At 35.9% G+C, this 19,882-nt stretch carries 18 protein-coding genes and 1 pseudogene; 8 read left to right on the top strand and 11 right to left on the bottom strand.

Translation table 11 applies throughout. The features are described from left to right. The first annotated feature begins 2 nt into the window (after nt 1–2). The 3 genes from thiP to bioB all read left to right on the top strand — a co-directional run bounded on the left by thiP (nt 3) and on the right by bioB (nt 3,364). Nucleotides 3–1,619: a thiamine/thiamine pyrophosphate ABC transporter permease gene (gene thiP / locus ACPT9C_RS09595; protein WP_050948642.1), complete on the top strand. Its 1,617-nt coding sequence runs from the start codon at nt 3–5 to the stop codon at nt 1,617–1,619. Next, entirely contained in the window at nt 1,603–2,250 is a 648-nt protein-coding gene (gene thiQ / locus ACPT9C_RS09590) for a thiamine ABC transporter ATP-binding protein (protein ID WP_005669738.1), read from the top strand. Before thiP ends, thiQ begins: the two co-directional genes overlap by 17 nt. A gap of 112 nt (nt 2,251–2,362) precedes the next feature. Continuing rightward, nucleotides 2,363–3,364, top strand: a complete 1,002-nt coding sequence (gene bioB / locus ACPT9C_RS09585) for a biotin synthase BioB (RefSeq protein ID WP_014550962.1) — start codon at nt 2,363–2,365, stop codon at nt 3,362–3,364. 123 nt (nt 3,365–3,487) lie between these two features. Here bioB and tkt read toward each other — a convergent pair whose 3' ends face one another. From tkt to yiaK, 9 genes are all read right to left on the bottom strand, one after another. Then, nucleotides 3,488–5,485: a transketolase gene (gene tkt, locus ACPT9C_RS09580; RefSeq protein WP_061671261.1), complete on the bottom strand. Its 1,998-nt coding sequence runs from the start codon at nt 5,483–5,485 to the stop codon at nt 3,488–3,490. Between the two features lie 128 nt (nt 5,486–5,613). Then, the gene (locus tag ACPT9C_RS09575; protein WP_050948640.1) at nt 5,614–6,291 is read right to left on the bottom strand and encodes a 3-keto-L-gulonate-6-phosphate decarboxylase UlaD; all 678 of its coding nucleotides are present in this window, start codon (nt 6,289–6,291) and stop codon (nt 5,614–5,616) included. A 49-nt stretch (nt 6,292–6,340) separates the two neighbouring features. Further along, complete coding sequence (araD, locus tag ACPT9C_RS09570; RefSeq protein ID WP_042611468.1) at nt 6,341–7,036, bottom strand: L-ribulose-5-phosphate 4-epimerase; 696 nt, start codon at nt 7,034–7,036, stop codon at nt 6,341–6,343. After that, nucleotides 7,030–7,890, bottom strand: a complete 861-nt coding sequence (locus ACPT9C_RS09565) for an L-ribulose-5-phosphate 3-epimerase (protein ID WP_005647851.1) — start codon at nt 7,888–7,890, stop codon at nt 7,030–7,032. Before ACPT9C_RS09565 ends, araD begins: the two co-directional genes overlap by 7 nt. 13 nt (nt 7,891–7,903) lie before the next feature. Then, complete coding sequence (locus ACPT9C_RS09560) at nt 7,904–9,361, bottom strand: FGGY-family carbohydrate kinase (RefSeq protein ID WP_050948639.1); 1,458 nt, start codon at nt 9,359–9,361, stop codon at nt 7,904–7,906. 58 nt (nt 9,362–9,419) lie between these two features. Continuing rightward, nucleotides 9,420–10,406, bottom strand: coding sequence for a TRAP transporter substrate-binding protein (locus ACPT9C_RS09555; protein WP_040035138.1), 987 nt, complete (start codon nt 10,404–10,406; stop codon nt 9,420–9,422). A 30-nt stretch (nt 10,407–10,436) separates the two neighbouring features. After that, nucleotides 10,437–11,714: a TRAP transporter large permease subunit gene (locus ACPT9C_RS09550; RefSeq protein ID WP_050848371.1), complete on the bottom strand. Its 1,278-nt coding sequence runs from the start codon at nt 11,712–11,714 to the stop codon at nt 10,437–10,439. Continuing rightward, nucleotides 11,711–12,193: a TRAP transporter small permease gene (locus tag ACPT9C_RS09545; RefSeq protein ID WP_012055359.1), complete on the bottom strand. Its 483-nt coding sequence runs from the start codon at nt 12,191–12,193 to the stop codon at nt 11,711–11,713. The genes ACPT9C_RS09550 and ACPT9C_RS09545 overlap by 4 nt, the downstream gene beginning before the upstream one ends. Nucleotides 12,194–12,267: 74 nt before the next feature. Beyond that, nucleotides 12,268–13,266 carry a 3-dehydro-L-gulonate 2-dehydrogenase gene (gene yiaK / locus ACPT9C_RS09540; RefSeq protein ID WP_040035137.1) on the bottom strand — a complete coding sequence of 333 codons (999 nt, stop codon included), beginning with the start codon at nt 13,264–13,266 and terminating at the stop codon, nt 12,268–12,270. Nucleotides 13,267–13,459: 193 nt separating this feature from the next. Here yiaK and ACPT9C_RS09535 point away from each other — a divergent pair, with 193 nt between their 5' ends. The 5 genes from ACPT9C_RS09535 (at nt 13,460) to ACPT9C_RS09515 (ending at nt 17,639) form a co-directional block, all read left to right on the top strand. Then, complete coding sequence (locus tag ACPT9C_RS09535) at nt 13,460–14,248, top strand: IclR family transcriptional regulator (RefSeq protein ID WP_050848370.1); 789 nt, start codon at nt 13,460–13,462, stop codon at nt 14,246–14,248. A 149-nt stretch (nt 14,249–14,397) separates the two neighbouring features. Next, nucleotides 14,398–15,342 (top strand): phosphoserine phosphatase, encoded by a 945-nt coding sequence (gene serB, locus ACPT9C_RS09530; protein ID WP_050948638.1) that lies wholly within the window; start codon nt 14,398–14,400, stop codon nt 15,340–15,342. Nucleotides 15,343–15,359: 17 nt separating this feature from the next. Beyond that, nucleotides 15,360–15,851: a YajQ family cyclic di-GMP-binding protein gene (locus tag ACPT9C_RS09525; protein ID WP_005629625.1), complete on the top strand. Its 492-nt coding sequence runs from the start codon at nt 15,360–15,362 to the stop codon at nt 15,849–15,851. A gap of 295 nt (nt 15,852–16,146) precedes the next feature. Then, nucleotides 16,147–17,094, top strand: coding sequence for a magnesium/cobalt transporter CorA (gene corA, locus ACPT9C_RS09520; protein ID WP_021034831.1), 948 nt, complete (start codon nt 16,147–16,149; stop codon nt 17,092–17,094). Further along, nucleotides 17,094–17,639, top strand: coding sequence for a YggT family protein (locus ACPT9C_RS09515; protein WP_021034832.1), 546 nt, complete (start codon nt 17,094–17,096; stop codon nt 17,637–17,639). Before corA ends, ACPT9C_RS09515 begins: the two co-directional genes overlap by 1 nt. Before the next feature lie 174 nt (nt 17,640–17,813). On the opposite strand, the gene ACPT9C_RS09510 is transcribed toward ACPT9C_RS09515, so the two are convergent. Both ACPT9C_RS09510 and ACPT9C_RS09505 read right to left on the bottom strand, forming a co-directional pair. After that, on the bottom strand, nt 17,814–18,650 hold the full coding sequence (locus tag ACPT9C_RS09510; protein WP_014550958.1) for a class II glutamine amidotransferase: 837 nt from the start codon (nt 18,648–18,650) through the stop codon (nt 17,814–17,816). Nucleotides 18,651–18,856: 206 nt separating this feature from the next. Beyond that, a pseudogene (locus ACPT9C_RS09505) lies at nt 18,857–19,281 on the bottom strand (hypothetical protein). Nucleotides 19,282–19,882: the final 601 nt, after the last annotated feature.

The raw sequence follows: 19,882 nt of genomic DNA, 5'->3' as shown, positions 1-19,882 counted from the left end.
TGATGCTGTCGTTATTTCATCATCCACAATTCCGCCTGCGTCATTATGTGGGCGGCGTTGTTGTCATCGGCGTGATTACGCTTTTTTATGGAAGTGCGTTAAGTTCAATCTTTACATTGGGCGATGAATTACAATGGCGAGCTTGGTTTACTGATGATTATCTACAGCATCTGATTCTTTTCAGTTTTGGGCAAGCTTTACTTTCTACCGTTTTATCTATTTTCTTTGGTTTACTTCTCGCTCGGGCATTATTTTATAAGCCATTTTTTGGAAAAAAGTGGTTGTTAAAATTAATGTCGCTAACTTTTGTCTTACCTGCTTTAGTGGCAATTTTTGGTTTGATCGGTATTTATGGTTCAAGCGGTTGGTTAGCTTGGTTTGCTAATCTTTTTGGAATGTCGTGGCAGGGGCATATTTACGGACTGTCGGGAATTTTAATTGCCCACCTTTTTTTCAATATTCCACTGGCAGCACAGCTTTTCTTACAAAGTTTGCAAAGTATCCCTTATCAGCAACGTCAGCTTGCAGCCCAGCTTAATTTACAAGGTTGGCAATTCGTTAAATTGGTGGAGTGGCCTGTTTTTCGTCAGCAATGTTTGCCCACATTTAGCTTGATTTTTATGCTGTGTTTTACCAGTTTTACCGTTGTTCTTACGCTAGGTGGTGGGCCTCAATATACAACATTAGAAACAGCAATCTACCAAGCGATTTTATTTGAATTTGATCTGCCGAAAGCAGCACTTTTTGCTATGTTGCAATTTGTATTTTGCTTGGTTTTATTTAGCTTAACATCGCGTTTTTCGCCTTCTAATCAAAATGGTTTGAGCAATAGTAATATTTGGTTTGAGAAACCTAAAAGTGCGGTCAAAATTTTCCATATTTTGGTTTTACTTGTTTTTGTCTTTTTCCTTTTTTCTCCAGTATTGAATATTCTTATTAGCGCATTGAGTTCATCAAATTTACTCACAGTTTGGCATAATTCTCAGCTATGGCGTGCCTTAGGCTATTCACTTTCTATCGCACCCTTGTCCGCATTACTTGCATTAACGATGGCAATTGCCTTATTGCTTTTATCACGCCGTTTAGAATGGTTGAATTATCAAAAAATATCGCAATTTATTATTAATGCTGGAATGGTAATTTTAGCCATCCCGATTTTAGTACTTGCGATGGGGTTGTTTTTATTATTACAAGATCGTGATTTTTCCAATATTGATTTGTTTATCATCGTTGTGTTTTGTAATGCCTTAAGTGCAATGCCTTTTGTTTTACGTATTTTAAGCGCACCTTTTCATAACAATATGCGTTATTACGAAAATCTGTGTAATAGTCTAGGAATTGTGGGTTGGCAACGTTTTTATCTGATTGAATGGAAAACCTTGCGCGCACCGCTGCGTTATGCTTTTGCTTTAGGTTTAGCGTTATCTCTCGGCGATTTTACGGCGATTGCGTTATTTGGCAATCAAGAGTTTACTTCTCTACCGCATTTGTTATATCAGCAGCTAGGGAATTATCGTAATCAAGATGCAGCTGTAACCGCAGGGATTTTATTATTGCTTTGTGGCATATTGTTTGCCTTTATTCACACATATAGGGATGCCGATGATTTATCTAAATAATGTGATTTTGAATGATAAAACCTTACCGATGTGCTTTAATTTGAGCGTAAATGCTGGCGAACGTGTTGCAATTATTGGCGAAAGTGGCGCGGGGAAAAGTACTTTATTGAATTTAATTGCTGGGTTTGAATTTCCTGCTCAAGGAGAAATTTGGTTAAACGATAAAAATCATACGCGTAGTGCGCCTTACGAGCGTCCTGTTTCTATGCTATTTCAAGAAAATAACTTATTTCCCCATTTGACTGTACAACAAAATCTTGCCTTAGGAATAAAACCCTCTTTAAAATTAACCGCACTTGAGCAGGAAAAAATTGAACAGGCCGCTTGCTCCGTAGGATTGGGCGATTATTTAGAGCGTTTACCGAATTCTCTTTCAGGGGGGCAAAAACAACGAGTGGCATTGGCACGTTGTTTGTTGCGAGATAAGCCAATTTTGTTATTAGATGAGCCTTTTTCTGCATTAGATCAGAAACTTCGGGTAGAAATGCTGGCTTTAATCGCTAAACTTTGTGACGAGAAAGATTTAACATTGCTACTTGTTACCCACCAACCATCGGAATTAATCGGTTCGATAGATCAGATGTTAGTGGTGGAAAATGGTCAGATAAGTCAATTACAAAAAGGGGTGTAAAATTAGTTTCATTCATAACGTTGAATTGATTGTTTCTACCATATACACTAATTCATCAATTAAGAAAGTATAAAAAGCGTGGTGTTTTTAACCGCACTTTCAAAGGAAAAATATGTTAGCGGAAAAATTACAAATTAACTCTATTACACCTCATCCAAGTGTAGAATATTGGTCTGTTTGCAAAGTAGAGGCGTTATTTGAAACGCCATTTTTGGAATTAGTTTACCGAGCAGCGCAAATTCATCGTAAGCATTTTAATCCTCGCACGATTCAGTTATCCACGTTAATGTCTATCAAAACGGGTGGATGCCCAGAAGACTGTGGTTATTGCCCTCAATCAGCCCGTTATCATACTGGCGTACAAAATCAACAGTTATTAGATGTTAATGAAATTATTGCGAAAGCAAAAATTGCGAAAGCGCGTGGTGCAGGGCGTTTTTGTATGGGAGCAGCTTGGCGAGGCCCTAAGCCAAAAGATATTGAGAAAGTCACAGAAATTATTAAAGCAGTGAAATCCCTTGGTTTAGAAACTTGCGGTACCTTTGGTTTATTGCAAGACGGTATGGCAGAAGATTTAAAAGAAGCTGGATTAGATTATTACAATCATAATCTTGATACCGCGCCAGAACATTATGCGGAAGTGATTGGTACACGCCGTTTTGATGATCGTCTTAGCACTTTAGGAAAAGTACGCAAAGCTGGGTTAAAAGTGTGTTGTGGCGGCATTGTGGGGATGAATGAAACTCGTAAAGAACGAGCAGGATTAATCGCGAGCCTTGCAAATCTTGATCCGCAACCTGAGTCAGTGCCGATTAATCAACTCGTTAAGGTTGAAGGTACACCCTTAGCCGATGCGGAAGAATTAGATTGGACGGAGTTTGTGCGAACGATTGCTGTTGCACGTATTACCATGCCAAAAAGTTATGTTCGTCTTTCTGCAGGTCGCAGTGGTATGACTGAAGAAATGCAAGCGATGTGTTTTATGGCGGGGGCAAATTCGATTTTCTATGGCGATAAATTACTTGTTACAGATAATCCAGAAGAAGATGGCGATCAGTTATTAATGGCAAAATTAGATTTAGAGCCAGAAACTGCAGAAAATAAAAAGTTGTAGTTTTCGTTAGATAGCTGAGAAATTAAGTATACATCTATTCCTTTCTTTATTTCATATCTCACAATAATTTTTAATAGCCAATAAAATAGCTCCTTGAATATCAAGGAGCTAATTATATGAATCTTAAAGAATTTCTTTTGCTTTCGCTACCACGTTTTCAACAGTGAAACCAAAGAGTTTAAATAATTGATCTGCTGGTGCGGATTCGCCGAAGCTATTCATACCGACAACACGACCGTTGAATCCAACGTATTTATACCAGAAGTCAGCAATACCCGCTTCAATTGCAACACGTTTTGTTACAGCTGCAGGCAATACGCTTTCACGGTATGCTGCATCTTGTTTATCAAAACGATTAGTGCTTGGCATAGAAACAACACGCACTTTTTTACCTTCAGCACTCAATACATCTGCAGCTTTTACTGCTAATTCCACTTCAGAACCTGTCGCAATGAAGATTAACTCAGGTGTGCCATCACAATCTTTTAACACATAAGCACCACGTTTAACTGCATCTAATTGTGCAGAAGTGCGGTTCATTTGAGCAAGATTTTGACGGGTAAAGATCAACGCACTTGGGCCATCTTGACGTTCAACCGCTTGTTGCCATGCAATAGCAGATTCCACTTGGTCACATGGACGCCATGTTTCAAGGTTTGGAATTAAGCGTAGTGAAGTCGTTTGTTCTACAGGTTGGTGTGTCGGGCCATCTTCGCCTAAACCGATAGAGTCGTGAGTGTAAACGAATAAAGCGCGTTGTTTCATTAATGCCGCCATACGTACCGCATTGTGTGCATACTCGTAGAACATTAAGAAAGTTGCACCATAAGGAATGAAACCTCCGTGTAAAGCAATACCGTTCATAATGGCAGACATACCAAATTCACGCACACCGTAGTTGATGTAGTTACCACCTACGTTTTCATGCGCACGAATCGGTTTAGAACCACTCCATAAGGTTAAGTTAGAGCTTGCTAAGTCTGCAGAACCACCTAAAAATTCAGGTAATACGTGAGCGTACGCCTCGATTGCATTTTGTGATGCTTTACGGCTCGCAATGCTTGCTGGGTTAGCTTGTAATTTTTCAATGAACGTTTTAGATTCTGCCGCCCAATTTGCTGGTAATTCACCGTTTACACGACGTTTAAATTCTGCTGCTAATTCAGGATAGGCTTTTGCATAGGCGGCAAATTTTTCTTCCCAAGATTTTTCTGCTGCTGAGCCTTTCTCTTTTGCAGACCATTCAGCATAGTATTCAGCTGGAATTTCAAATGGCGCATATTCCCAACCAAGTGCTTTGCGAGTTAAAGCGATTTCTTCATCGCCTAATGGTGCACCGTGGCTATCGTGAGAGCCTGATTTATTTGGAGAACCAAAACCAATGATGGTTTTACAAATTATTAACGTTGGTTTTTCTTTTTCTGCTTGAGCAAGAATGGTAGCAGCACGAATTTGCTCTGCATCGTGACCATCTACATTACGAATTACTTGCCAGCCATAAGCTTCAAAACGTGCTGCAGTATCATCGCTGAACCAACCATCAACATGACCATCAATGGAAATATTATTGTCATCGTAGAATGCGATTAATTTACCAAGACCTAATGTTCCTGCTAAAGAGCAAGCTTCGTGTGAAATTCCTTCCATTAAACAGCCATCGCCTAAGAACACATAAGTATGGTGATCGACAATTTCATGGCCTTCACGGTTAAATTGACCTGCAAGTGTTTTTTCTGCAATTGCCATACCAACAGCATTGGTAATACCTTGACCAAGAGGGCCAGTCGTGGTTTCAACACCGGGCGCATAACCATATTCTGGGTGGCCAGGGGTTTTAGAATGTAATTGACGGAATTGTTTTAAATCTTCGATAGAAAGATCATAGCCAGTTAAATGTAAAAGACTATAAATCAACATAGAACCATGGCCGTTAGAAAGTACAAAACGATCTCGGTCAGCCCATTTAGGATTAGTTGGATTGTGTTTTAAAAAGTCGCGCCATAATACTTCAGCAATATCCGCCATCCCCATTGGCGCTCCAGGGTGACCTGATTTCGCTTTTTGTACAGAATCCATTGCTAAGACACGAATTGCATTGGCTAATTGTCTACGAGTTGCCATTTTGTTCTCCTGTGAATATTTTGTTATTTTCCTAATCTTGACAGAAAGTGAGTGCAAATACTTGTAACAATACCTTACAAGGTTACTATGTGAAAATTAGGTGGCAGCTATTTTATACTATTCTGCCTTTATATCCAAAATTGCCCTATTTTATGTTTTAATTGCTCTGCTATCTCTCGACCTGATTTACCAACTAATGCTCTACCCACAATAAACGCTTTCAAATTTTTTGTATTTTTAAACAAATGGAGATCGTCAGGAGTAATACCTCCTGTAATAGATAATTCGATACCTAATGAATCTAATTTTTCTATATTTTCAATATCTTGATTTGACCAACTTAAACCAGATAATTCTGCATCTCTTGAACGGTGATAGATGGCTTGTTTAATACCAAGTTGAAGCCAGTTTTTTACTTCATCAAAATTCCAATTACCATAAAGTTCAATTTGAATTTCCTTTGGTACATCAAGATTAGGTTGAATTTTGTTAAATTCTTCTGCTACTTTTTGACAAGCTGCTTTTGTTGCTGGATGAGCTGCTGCTGATACGGTAAGCCAATCTGCCCCAGCTTCAAATGCCATTTTTGCTAAAGTTGCACCTGCATCTGTTGTTTTAAGATCGCAAACAAGAATGTGATTAGGATATAATGCACGTAATATTCGCATTGCACGCATCCCCTCTGAACATGCAAGAATTGTTCCTACTTCAATAATATCTATATTATGCTCAATCTGTTTTACATCAACTAATGCAGTTTCTAAATATTGAGCATCAAGAGCGATTTGTAATAAAGGTTTTCCCATCATTTTTCCTTAAATAATATGAGGAAGGCAGTATAATTCTGTCCTCAATTTATTGACCATAATAGGCATTTTGACCATGTTTGCGTAGATAATGTTTATCCAATAGATCTTTTTGCATAGGAGATAGATAAGGATTAAGTTGCTGAGAAAATAGGTTCATATAAGCAACTTCTTCTAAAACAACGGCATTATGTACCGCATTATTTGCATCTTTTCCCCAAGCAAATGGACCATGACTATGCACTAATACCGCAGGAATATTATCAGGTTTAATTCCTCTCGAAAGAAAAGTTTCGACAATCACTTTTCCTGTTTCTAATTCGTAGTTACCTTTTATTTCTTTTGTTGTCATTTGACGAGTACAAGGAATCGTGCCGTAAAAATAATCGCCATGTGTAGTTCCCACCTCAATAATATCTAAGCCAGCCTGAGCCCAAATTGTGGCATGTCGAGAATGTGTATGAACAATACCACCAATATGAGGAAATTGTCGATAAAGCTCAAGATGAGTTGGTGTGTCAGAAGAAGGTTTTTTATTGCCTTCAACAATATTTCCTGTAAATAAATCTACGACAACCATATCGTTTTCTGTCATTACATCATAATCTACACCAGATGGTTTAATGACGACTAAATTTTTTTCACGATCAATTGCTGAAACATTACCCCAAGTAAAAGTCACTAAATGATGTTTAGGTAATGCTAAATTGGCTTCAAAAACCTCTTTTTTTAATTGTGCTAACATAATAATCCTGCCTTTTCCATTTGTTGAACTATCCACTTACGAGCTTGAATAATTTCTAATAAGGGTTCTTCATTTTTTTCTGTCCACATTTCAATTAAGAATGCACCTCTGTAATTCAATTTTTTTAATAGGCTAAAAAAATGAACAAAATCAACACATCCTTGACCAAAAGGTACATCTCTAAATTGTCCTTTACTTGTTTCAGTGACGGGGTAAGTATCTTTTAAATGAATAGCTGATATTTTATCTATGCCTAATGTAAGTTCTTCTTCAATATTATTATTCCAAGCACTTAAATTTCCTATGTCTGGGTAAACGGTAAACCACGGAGAATTAATGATGGTATCCCATTTTTTCCAACGAGAAATAGAACTCATAAAAGGCGTATCCATAATTTCGACAGCAAGAGTAACTTGAGCTGATGCAGCAAGAGTTACAGCGAATTCAATACCCTCCTGAAAATATTTGATTGTTTCTTCATCTTGTTTTTCGTAATACACATCATAACCTGCTAACTGTATGGTTCTAATGCCTAAATTCACCGAAAGATCAATGGCTTTTTCCATAATTTCAAAGGATTTTTGACGAATTTTTTTGTCTTTACTGCCAAAAGGGAAGCGACGATGAGCCGACAAGCACATAGAGGGGATAGTTATTCCACTTTGAATAATAGATTGATGCAGAGCTATTCTTTCTGATTTTGTCCAGTTTAAACGAGATAATCTGTCATCGCTTTCATCAATAGACATTTCAATAAATTCAAAGCCACATGCTTTAGCGAGAGATAAACGCTCTTGCCAAGTAATATTTTTCGGTAATGCTTTTTCATAAATACCGATTTTATGTTTTTTCATAACTTTTCCTTTTTTAGTCTAAATTTTTTAATGCTTCAATAAACTTTAAATAGCGATGATATTTATGCTGATATTTACTATATTGATTTTTATCAGGTAAAAATATTTTCCTATCAATATTTAATATTTGAGAAATTTCAACCGCACTTTCGGATTGCATCGCCATCAATGCTGCACCTAAGCAACCAGTTTCTTCAATATTAGGGATTTCTAGTCTCATACCACTTATATCCGCAAGCATTTGCATCCAAACTTCTGATTTTGCTGGTCCACCAGTTACGCGAAGCGTGCTTGCATTAGGAAAACGTACTTGCATTCTTTCTAAATGAGACATTAGGCTAAATATCACACCTTCATAAATTGCTTGGAGTAAATGTATTTGGGTATGATGAGATTGAATTCCATAAAACCCTGCTTGCATACCTAACTTAGCATTAGAGCCATATAAAAAAGGTGCAAATAACACTGAGCTACTTGCGGGTTTAAGTTTTGCAATTTCGTGATTAATGTCATCATAGTTAGGCAAATTAAATTGATTTACAAACCACTCTAAATTACCTGCTGATGTTGGACTTGCTTCATGAATAATGAATTTATTTTTTTCTGCATATTTGCCATACACAAAAGGAATTGTTTGGTTATCATCAATATAATGGGTCACTCCACTAACAACAGACCACGTCCCTAATACAACATTAAGATGTTGATCATCCTTCAAATCAGCACATAATGCAGTGGATACCACATCAAATAATCCTCCAACAACAGGTATTCCTTCTACCAAACCAGATTGTTCTGCTGCTTTGGAAGTTACATATCCTGCAATTTTATTTGATTTAATGATTGGAGGTAATTTATCTATACATTCTGTTATACCGAATAACTTAGCTAACTGAATGTCATATTTTCCTTCTCGCATATTGTAAAAATTAGATTCAGAAATGTTTGTTTCTTCACAATACAATTTTTCAGTTAAACAAAATCGAAGGTAATCGTGAGACATTAAAATCGTATGAATTTGCTCATATCGACTAGGTTCATTTTCTTTTATCCAGCGTAAAATCGAGGCAGGATGTCCCATCCAAAGAGTTTGGCGTGTGATAGGATAAAATTTTTGTAGTATGTTTTCTTTTTGCCAACATTGCACAATTTCGCGTGCCCGTTGGTCAGATGATAAGATTGCTCGCCCTAATGGTTTATTATCTTTGTCTAAAAAAAACGCGCCTTTACCCTGTGCAGAAATACCAATAGCTTTTATTTGTTGAGGCAAAATACTACTTTGTCTTATAGTTTTCTGAATAACTTGTGCGCAAAGATTCCATAATTCATCCATATCCCGTTCAGCATAACCGGGTTTTTCACTAATAATAGGAATATTTCTGCGTGCAATACTTTGTAGAGTACCATTTTGATCAAAAATCGCTGCTTTTATAAACGTACCACCACAATCAATACCAAGATAGTAGTGCATATATTCTCCTTAGTTTTTTATGGGCTGGATTTTTATTGTATAAAATCCAGCCTATTGACTATTCCGATAATGCATCCACTTTCTTCAATAAATCATCGCCATGTTTTTCAATAAAGCTTTTGCGAACTTTTTCTTCAATCAAGGTTTTAAAGGGCTCTGTATTGACTTTTTCAATGACTTCAACTCCTTGTTTACGTAATTTACTAATAATATTTTGTTCGTTTTTTACATTCAGATCTCGTTGGAATTGTCCAGCTTCTTTAGCCGCTTCTATAATAGCTGTTTGTAAGGCTGGTAAAAGTGAATCAAATTTTGCTTTATTCATCACAACAATGAGAGGTGTATAGCCATGATTAGTCAAACTTAAATATTTTTGTACTTCATAGAGTTTTGAAGACCAAAAAATTCCAATCGGATGCTCTTGCGCATCTACAGCTCGAGTTTCTAATGCCGTGTAAAGTTCTGCTAATGGCATTGGAACAGGATTACTTCCTAGTAATTTGAATGCCTCAATGTACATCGGATTTTGATTTGTCCGTACTTTTAACCCTTTAATATGTTCAGGTTTTGTTACTGTTTGTTTAGAATTTGAAAATGCGCGGAAACCTACATCCCAAAATGCTAAGCCTTTTAATCCTTGTTTCTCTAAGTCTTTTAATAAATTCTGTCCCACTTCGCCATCTAATACTTTATAAACGTGTTCACGATCTTTAAAAATAAAAGGAATATCAATGACATTTAATTTAGGTTCTAATCCTGTAAAATTTGGTGATCCAGACATTTCGAGATCAATTGTTCCTCCTCTTACACTACTAATCATTGTTTGTGCATTGCCTAAAGTACTATCGGGAAATAATTTTAATTTGATTTCACCTTTCGTTTTTTTCATCAAAAGATCATTAAATTTTTTAGCCGCACTATGTTGGCTATCTGAGCGTGGCGCTTCATAGCCAAAACGTAGTGATATTTCAGCTAATGCTGGAGAAGTAACTAACGTAAAACCAGCGATTAGCATGCTAAGTTTTTTGAAGTTGAAAAGTTTCATAAAAGTCTCCTTGTGTTAAGAAAATTTGTTTTACTGGATCCATTGTAGTGGCATTAAAATTAGTTCTGGAATAAAAATAAAGGTAAGTAATAACATAATCATCATCCCTAAATAGGGCATAATACCTTTCGCAGCCTGATCAAAAGGAAGCTTTGATACTCCAGTGATAACGTTCAACACATTGCCCACGGGCGGTGTAATTAAGCCAATTGAGGTATTTAAGATAAACAATACGCCGAAATAAACTGGATCAATTCCAGCTTCTTCCACAAGTGGCATTAAAACGGGGGTTAAAATTAAGACTGTTGGTGTTAAATCCATTACCATTCCTATCACAAATACAGCAAGCATAATGACCAAAAGTAAAATAGTTGGATTTTCAATTAAAGGTTCAAGCAATATTGTCAGTATTGTGGGAAGTTCAGCAACAGTAATTAAGTAGCCAGTTACATTGGCTGCGGCAACCAAAAACATAACAACTGCGGTAGTTTTTGCTGCAGCTAACAATACTTTTGGCAAATGTTTTAAGGGCAATTCACGATATATAAAGAGAGAAACAATTAATGCATAAAATGTCGCAACTACACCAGCTTCTGTAGGTGTAAATATACCTGAACGAAATCCTCCTATAATGATTACTGGTAGCATTAATGCCCAAATACTATTTTTAAAAGAAAAGCAAAGATCTTGCTTCGTCGCTTTTGAAAATGTCATTAAATTAAGGCGTTTAGCTTGCCACCACCATAAAATAGCTAAGCAACATCCCATCATCACGCCAGGAAAAATACCTGCTAAAAATAATTTAGTGATAGATACACCACTGGCAACGCCAAAGACAATAAAAGGAATTGATGGAGGAATTATGGGCGCAATGATACCAGCAGTGCCGATTAAACCTGCAGAACGATGTATTGGATAGCCTGTGGTTTTCATCATTGGTAGTAACATAGCAGCTACAGCAGCAGTATCAGCAACAGCCGAACCAGATAAGCTTGCCATAATCATTGCACTTAAAATAGCAACAAATCCCAGCCCTCCTCGTTTATGACCTACAAGTTTCATAGGTAAATCAATAATACGTTTAGAAAGTCCTCCCTCATTCATTATTTCACCAGCAAGGATAAAAAAGGGAATAGCCATTAGAGAAAAACTATCTGCGCCACTGACAAGTTGTTGTGCAAGTATTTGTGCATTAAAAAAGTCTAGATGGATCATTAGTGCTATTCCACAAATTAGCAAGGCAAAGGCAACAGGTACACCAAGAATAATGGTACCAAGCAAGACGGAAAGAAAAATAATCACTGTCATTTTACTTCTCCTCTGAATATAAAGAATATTGTGCTTATCAAGCGAGTAATCAGTAGTGCGCTAACTAAAATGCCTGCGATTACACTTGCAAAGTAAGTTAGTCCCTGAGGTAATCCAGAAATAGGAGCGAAATTATTAAGATTAAGCTGAAATTGAATCCAACTGCCCGCAATGATGAGATAGCAACAAATCAGCATCATCATATCTGTAATAAATTTAAGTATAGCTTGACCAAATGGAGGCAGCTTGTTTACCAAAACAGTGACACTAACGTGTTGATTCTCATTGAAAGCTAACACCGCACCTAAAAATGCCAGCCAAATAAAGAGATAACGAGAAATTTCTTCAGTTATACTAATACCACTATTAAATCCATAGCGTAAAACGACATTCAAAAACACTAGAATGGACATCAAGGCTAAAATAGAAATACAAAGTATCTCTAGTGCTTTGTTAATAAAGTGGGCGAGAGATCTCATCATTACACCTCCAATTGATTATCACAAATGTGATTCGTTTTATATTATGGCGTTTTACTGGAAACATATTGCTGTTATAACGTCTTTAATTTTGCCCAAACTCGTTCATCCACTGGAATACCATTAGCTTGGTTATCAGAAAGAATAGTGGTAAATTCATGGCCAGGCAGGCGAACAGATTGAGTTGGATCAGATCGTTCTGCTGTTTTTACATAATCCATAATGCGGTTTAATTTTTCATCTTTGCTTTTACCATCAATTAAGCGATCTACTTCAATGGCGATAAACACTTGAGAAACACAGTATTCATCGTTTTTATCTTCAGTTACAGCAACTGTCGATTCACCATTCGATAGTAAGGTTGCAATCATATCCAGCACGATAGATAAACCAGAACCTTTCCAAAATCCCATAGGGAGCAAACGACGGTTTTTTTCTACAATAGAGGGATCACGAGTTAAATTTCCTTCATCATCAAAACCTGCATCAACAAAGGTTTGACGACCTGCTAAACGATGGACTTCTAACATTCCATAAGAATACATTGAGCAAGACATATCCACCATAGTGATTGGTGTGGTAGGAACTGCAATAATTAATGGATTCGTCCCTATACGGCATTCTTTAGCTCCCCAAGGGGGCATTACCGCTAATGCATTTGTCCAACAGATCCCGATATAACCTTTTTCAGCAGCTTGCCAACCGTAAGATCCTCCTCGCATCCAGTGATTAGCATTACGAAGCGCTATTACACCGACGCCATGTTGTGAAGCTAACTCTATTGCTCTATCCATCATTTTTTTGGCAGTCAAATTACCTATTGCTTGATGTGCATCCCACTGTTCTATAGAACCTAAACTTAATACTTTTGTAGGGATTGCATTGGGTACAATATCTCCCTGTTCAAGTTGTTGAATAAAACGAGGAAAACGATTTACACCATGTGAATAAGCACCAGCTTGTGTTGTATCTGCAAATGCAGTAGCGCATTCTTCTGCTAATTCCTCAGTAAGCTGACGATCTAATAAAACACGCTTAAGCTCATTTTTTAATTCATCATAAGAAACTCTCATTTTTTCCTTCCTGTATTTCATATAGTAAAACTATGTTTCATAATTTACAAAAATAAGAAAGAGCAGTCAATAAATGTAAAATAAATAAATTATTTATAAATCAATATGTTAAAATAATTTTACTGATTTTGCGATCTAGATCTCATTTTTTTGTGATAATATTTCATATTATGAAATTAATATTGAGGTAAAAATGGAAAAAGAAAAAAGTTTAGGTAATCAAGCTTTAATCAGAGGATTACGATTATTAGATATTCTTAGTGATTATCCTAACGGTTGCCCACTTGCTAAATTAGCTGAACTTGCTAATTTAAATAAAAGTACCGTACATCGGTTGTTACAAGGATTACAAAATGAAGGTTATGTCAAACCAGCAAATGCTGCTGGTAGTTATCGATTAACCATAAAATGTTTAAGTATTGGTCAAAAAGTGTTATCGTCTATGAATATTATTCACGTGGCTTCACCTTATTTAGAACAACTTAATCTGAAATTAGGCGAAACTATCAATTTCTCAAAAAGGGAAGATGATCATGCTATTATGATTTATAAATTAGAGCCGACTAATGGAATGTTAAAAACACGAGCTTACATTGGTCAATACTTGAAATTATATTGCTCTGCAATGGGAAAAATTTTCTTAGCGTATGAAAAAAAAGTAGATTATCTTTCTCATTATTGGCAATCGCATCAAAAGGAAATTAAACAATTAACTCGTCATACGATTACAGAATTAGATGATATAAAACTTGAACTTGAAACAATCCGTCAAACAGCTTATGCGATGGATAGAGAAGAAAATGAACTAGGCGTAACCTGTATTGCTTGCCCAATTTTTGATTCATTTGGTCAAGTGGAATACGCTATCTCAGTTTCAATGTCTATTTATAGACTCAATAAATTTGGTACAGATGCTTTTTTACAAGAAATCAGGAAGACGGCGGAACAGATTTCTTTAGAATTGGGATATGAAAATATCTAACATAGGTGTCATATAATAACAGATAAAATATTCTAAAATTAACTGCACTTTCTGTGTTATTGTGAAGAATTATACGTAATAGAATCTTCTTAATTATTTGTTACGATCAGTTAGAATAATTCAATTTTTTAGCAACTTACAGGATTTTTATGCAAATTCAACGTTTCGAAAGTATTACACAAAAATACCCACAATTTCCTACCGCACTTTTAGCCAATGAAGCACTAATACAGGGGGGGGACTTTTTTGTTTTATACGGTACGAAATTGGACATAAGCACGCTAGAAAAATTTCAACAAAAGTGCGGTCAAAATTTTCAGATTTTTGATGTTTGGATGGTAGCACAAAATATTGTGGTTTTGTTGAAAGGGCAATGGGTTGCTGACTTCGTTAAATTTGCGAATGGTGTTGAAGTAGATATTGCTAAATTAGATTTCAGCCCTAAATTGTCTCAAGCTGGATTGCTCGTGATGGATATGGATTCTACCGCTATTCAAATTGAGTGTATTGATGAAATTGCGAAACTAGTGGGTGTTGGCGAACTTGTTTCTGCGATTACGGAAAGCGCAATGAGAGGTGAATTAGATTTCGAGCAAAGTTTGCGTCGTCGAGTTAGCACATTAAAAGGTGCGCCAGAAAGCATTTTGCAGCAAGTTAGAGAGAATTTACCGCTAATGTCTGGACTAATCGAAACTATCCAAACCTTACAAAAATATGGCTGGAAAACCGCAATTGCTTCAGGCGGATTTACTTATTTTGCGGATTATTTGAAAGCGTTATTACAGCTTGATTTTGCTGCATCAAATCAATTTGATATTGAAGATGGAAAACTCACTGGCTTAGTTAAAGGCGATGTGGTTGATGCCCAATATAAAGCTAAAACATTACAACGTTTGTTAGAGGAATACGGTATTGATTCACAATATTCTATTGCTATCGGTGACGGTGCAAATGACTTGGCAATGATGAATGTGGCGGGGCTGGGTGTTGCGTTCCATGCAAAACCTAAAGTGCAACAACAAGCGCAAATTGTGGTAAACTTCGCCGACTTAACCGCACTTTTATGCCTTTTAAGTGCCAATGATCGAATTTAATAAAATGGGAGAAGACTATGCCATCTTTTGATATTGTTTCTGAAATCACTTTACACGAAGTCCGTAATGCAGTGGAAAATGCAAACCGTGTGCTTAGCACGCGTTATGATTTTCGTGGTGTAGAAGCGGTAATTGAATTAAATGAAAAAAATGAAACGATTAAAATTACCACAGAATCTGATTTCCAACTTGAGCAATTAATTGAGATTTTAATTGGATCTTGCATTAAACGTGGTATTGAGCACAGTTCCTTAGATATTCCCGCAGAAAGCGAACACCACGGTAAACTTTATAGTAAAGAAATCAAACTTAAGCAGGGTATTGAAACAGAGATGGCGAAGAAAATTACTAAATTGGTAAAAGATTCTAAAATCAAAGTTCAAACTCAAATTCAGGGCGAACAAGTGCGTGTGACAGGTAAGTCACGCGATGACTTACAGGCAGTCATTCAACTTGTTAAAGGCGCTGAATTAGGCCAACCATTCCAATTTAATAATTTTAGAGATTAGTTTTCAAATAAGGGCGAAATGTTGTCATCGTTTTTTGATAAAACTTGACGAACACCACTTTCAAGCGTAACATTCGCCCGATTTTTTAACGAGAAGGACACACACTTTGGACAGTCATAGTCGATACCGAATATCGCTCTAGACGCCCGCCTTTTTATTATCGGTGCGCGTTCGCCGGTAAATTTACCGTTGTTTCGGCATCTCTTAACGAAAACTTTGCGATTTTTCACCGCACTTTCGTTTCTTCTTTAATTTGTTCACTGTTAGCTGTTCATAATCCTACAAGGAGTATGAAATGATCAACGCGTTTGCTATCAATGATTCCCGCTTGGTTCGCATTGACGAAGACCAAACTGATCTCAATACTGCCATTTGGCTTGATTTACTTGAGCCAACAGGCGAAGAACGTGAAATACTACAAGAAGGCTTAGGTCAGAGCTTAGCCTCTTTTCTAGAATTGGAAGATATTGAAGCTTCCGCCCGTTTCTTTGAAGATGAAGATGGTTTACACCTGCACTCATTTTTTTATTGCGAAGATGAAGACAATTATGCTGATTTAGCGAGTGTCGCTTTTACTATTCGTGATGGTCGTTTATTTACGTTGCGTGATCGCGAGCTACCTGCATTCCGTTTATATCGTATGCGTTCACGTAGCCAGCGTTTGTTAGAATGTAATTCTTATGAAGTTTTGCTGGATTTATTTGAAACGAAAATTGAGCAATTAGCGGACGTGATTGAAAATGTTTATGCAGATTTGGAAGAGTTGAGTCGTGTTATTTTAAACGGAAAACAAGATGAAGCCTTTGATGAAGCATTAAATACACTCACAGAACAAGAAGATACGAGTTCAAAAGTTCGTTTGTGCTTGATGGATACCCAACGTGCATTAGGTTTCTTGGTTCGCAAAACTCGCTTACCAACTAATCAGTTAGAACAAGCACGAGAAATCTTACGAGATATTGAATCTTTACAGCCTCATAATGAATCATTGTTCCAAAAAGTAAACTTTTTAATGCAAGCTGCAATGGGTTATATCAATATTGAACAGAACAAAATTATGAAATTCTTCTCAGTTGTTTCTGTGATGTTTCTTCCTGCAACATTAGTTGCATCCACTTATGGTATGAACTTTGATTTTATGCCTGAATTACATTTTAAATATGGCTATCCAATGGCAATTGGATTAATGATCGCAGCCGCACTGACACCATATATTTATTTTAGAAGAAAAGGATGGTTATGATGGAATTATCCCAAACCGCATTATTTATTGGATCAATTATTAATCTTTACGCACTTGTATTGATCTTACGAGCTTGGTTACAGTTTGCTCGAGTGGATTATTACAGTCCCGTTTCAACATTTGCAGTCAAAATGACTGATCCAGTATTAAAACCTCTACGTAAAATTGCGCCTACTGTGAAAAATATCGATACTTCTGCTTTACTGTTAGTATTTATTATCGGTATGTTGAAAGGTATTATTTATTTTGGTTTATCAGTAAATGTACTCTTAGTATTGGGCGTATTAACTGTATTGAAAAGCATTGGTTTAGCTATTTTCTATGTGCTTTTTATTGGGGCTGTTTTAAGTTGGTTTAATCGAGGTAATAATTCTATAAGTTATGCCTTTTATCAACTTTCTGAACCACTTTTAAAACCAATCCGTCGATTCTTACCTACATTAGGAATGATTGATTTTTCTCCTATGGTTGTTGTGTTTATCTTATTATTTTTAAATAATTTTATGCTTGATCTTCTAGGTGGACTTTGGATTATCGCTGGTTAGATATTCATATTCCTTATTTAAATATTGCTTTATAAAAAATATTGAAGATTTAGTTGGTAAGAATAGTATTTTCTATTCTTACCTTTTTTTTTAGAGGTTTTTGATTTTTATAATTCTTATAAAAGATATAAAATTCTTTTATAAAAATAAGGGCGGGTTTATTTATATTGATATTTAAATAGCAGAATTTATTGTCCTATTACCTAAAGTACCATCATCAATCGCTTCTTTTGGCGTCCCAATAACTTCGGCGATTTTCTCTCCATTTTTAAAAAATACAAATCCACCATTTTCCATTTTTGTCCAAGATTCATCTTTGGTTAAAGGAAATGTTGTGATGATATTGACCTTATCTCCTGCTTTTGCATAATTGCTAAAATCAATTACTCCATCATCATCAATACGGTGAGCTTTGCCAAAAGGTGCTTTTCGCATAACATAATGTAAGTTTGTTGAGCAATGTGCAATCATCCACTCGCCATTAGAAAGAATGAAATTAAACGTACCGTGTTGAGCAAGTTCTTGTGTTACTTTTTGAATTGCTTCAAAAATTTCCATTTCACTTGGTTTTTTGCGGAAAGTATTTTTAAGATACTCAGCCATATAACAGAAAGCAGCTTCAGAATCTGTAGAACCTATTGGCTGTAAAAAATGATCTGTCATATCTGGTAAGTTTTTTAAATTACCATTATGTGCAAAAACCCAGTTTTGTCCCCAAATTTCACGAATGAACGGATGGGTGTTTTCAATATTGACTTCGCCTTGTGTTGCTTTACGAATATGCGCAATGACATTAAGAGATTTAATATTATATTGTTTTACACAATCTGCGATGGGGGAAAGACTGGCTGTTTGATTATCACGAAAAATACGTACACCTCGTCCTTCAAAAAAAGCGACCCCAAAGCCATCTGAATGGCAATCTGTTAAACCTGCGCGACGACGGAAACCTTCAAAAGAAAAAACAATATCCGTCGGCGTATTACAATTCATTCCGAGTAATTGACACATAATTTTAATTAGATATAACCTCACAATATGTGAGCGATTTAACACCATTATAGGGAGAATATCAAGAGAGATTTAATGAATTTTTATGTTGTATAGATATTAATGATAGAAATCGTATTTAATCTATTATTTTTAAAGAATGGTAAAACCACTGATATTTGAAAAAAATCATTGCTTAGATAAAATTAACCACCTTTGCAACTTAACTAAGTTACTTGCTTGCCTTGTTGATTCTTGTAGTAAATTGAACTTTGAGATCGCACGATTAAATCTACATAACTTCCTTGAATTGGATCATACGAACGATAAATCGCTTCAAATTTTGTACCACGCGCATTCAGTGTCAGTGTGTATGAATGATCAAAAGGTATCGCCTTGCCATTATCTAACTGAAAATAAAAACCAAAATTCTCTTTCATACGACTTTCTCGAGAAAGCGGAAAATAAGTCGTTAAATTAGAAATTTTGCCAGTTTCTTTATTATTACAACGATAATGATATTTAATTCAGCTTGGCTAATATTATTCTTTAAAAATCGAGATTTAATGGTCTCTTTCGGCTGATGTGTTGTGGTACAAGCAAATAAATTCACAAGAGCCCCAACAAACAATGCCATCTTTAATTTATTCATAAATACAAAAACCTTGAAAATTTTGACCGCACTTTTTGTATTGAAAATTTATACTGATGCACATTTTTTAACTAGTGCCTTGGAAATTAAATAAAGTGCGGTGAGTTTTTGAGGTGTTTTAGTGGAATTAGGCACAAGATTAAAAGCTTGCCTAATCAAAGGCAGAATAGGTTAAATGCCATTTAGGTTAGTAAAGTACTGCTTTGATCTGTGTTAATGGTATTTTCTCATCCACTAGTTTTTTTAATGCTGATTTAGCTAGTTCTGTTGTTTCCATAGATTCAATATAAATAGCTTTGGTTTGTTTCTCCTGCTGAAGTAAAGCATATCTCATATTTTACCAGTCAAGACGGAAAAAATTATATGAAACGCTAAACATAATTGCCAGTATCGTTTTTGCATATATTTGTATCTGTGTTTCACTGATAGAACAGCCATCAAGCCCAATTTTTTTAGGAATGCAACAACCTATTGCTACAACCAATTTGGGATTCGCTTGAAAAGTTTTAATCCATTCTTCTTTAATAAGTGTATCCGCAACCACAAAAACTATTTGACTGCCCGACAAATCTTCCAGTTCTTGAGTTTCTAACTTGCGTCA

It is taken from the genome of Haemophilus sp. HN_Hi16, from assembly GCF_049823435.1.
Taxonomy (GTDB): Bacteria; Pseudomonadota; Gammaproteobacteria; order Enterobacterales; family Pasteurellaceae; genus Haemophilus; species Haemophilus influenzae_D.
This window is presented reverse-complemented; position numbering and strand designations above follow the sequence as displayed.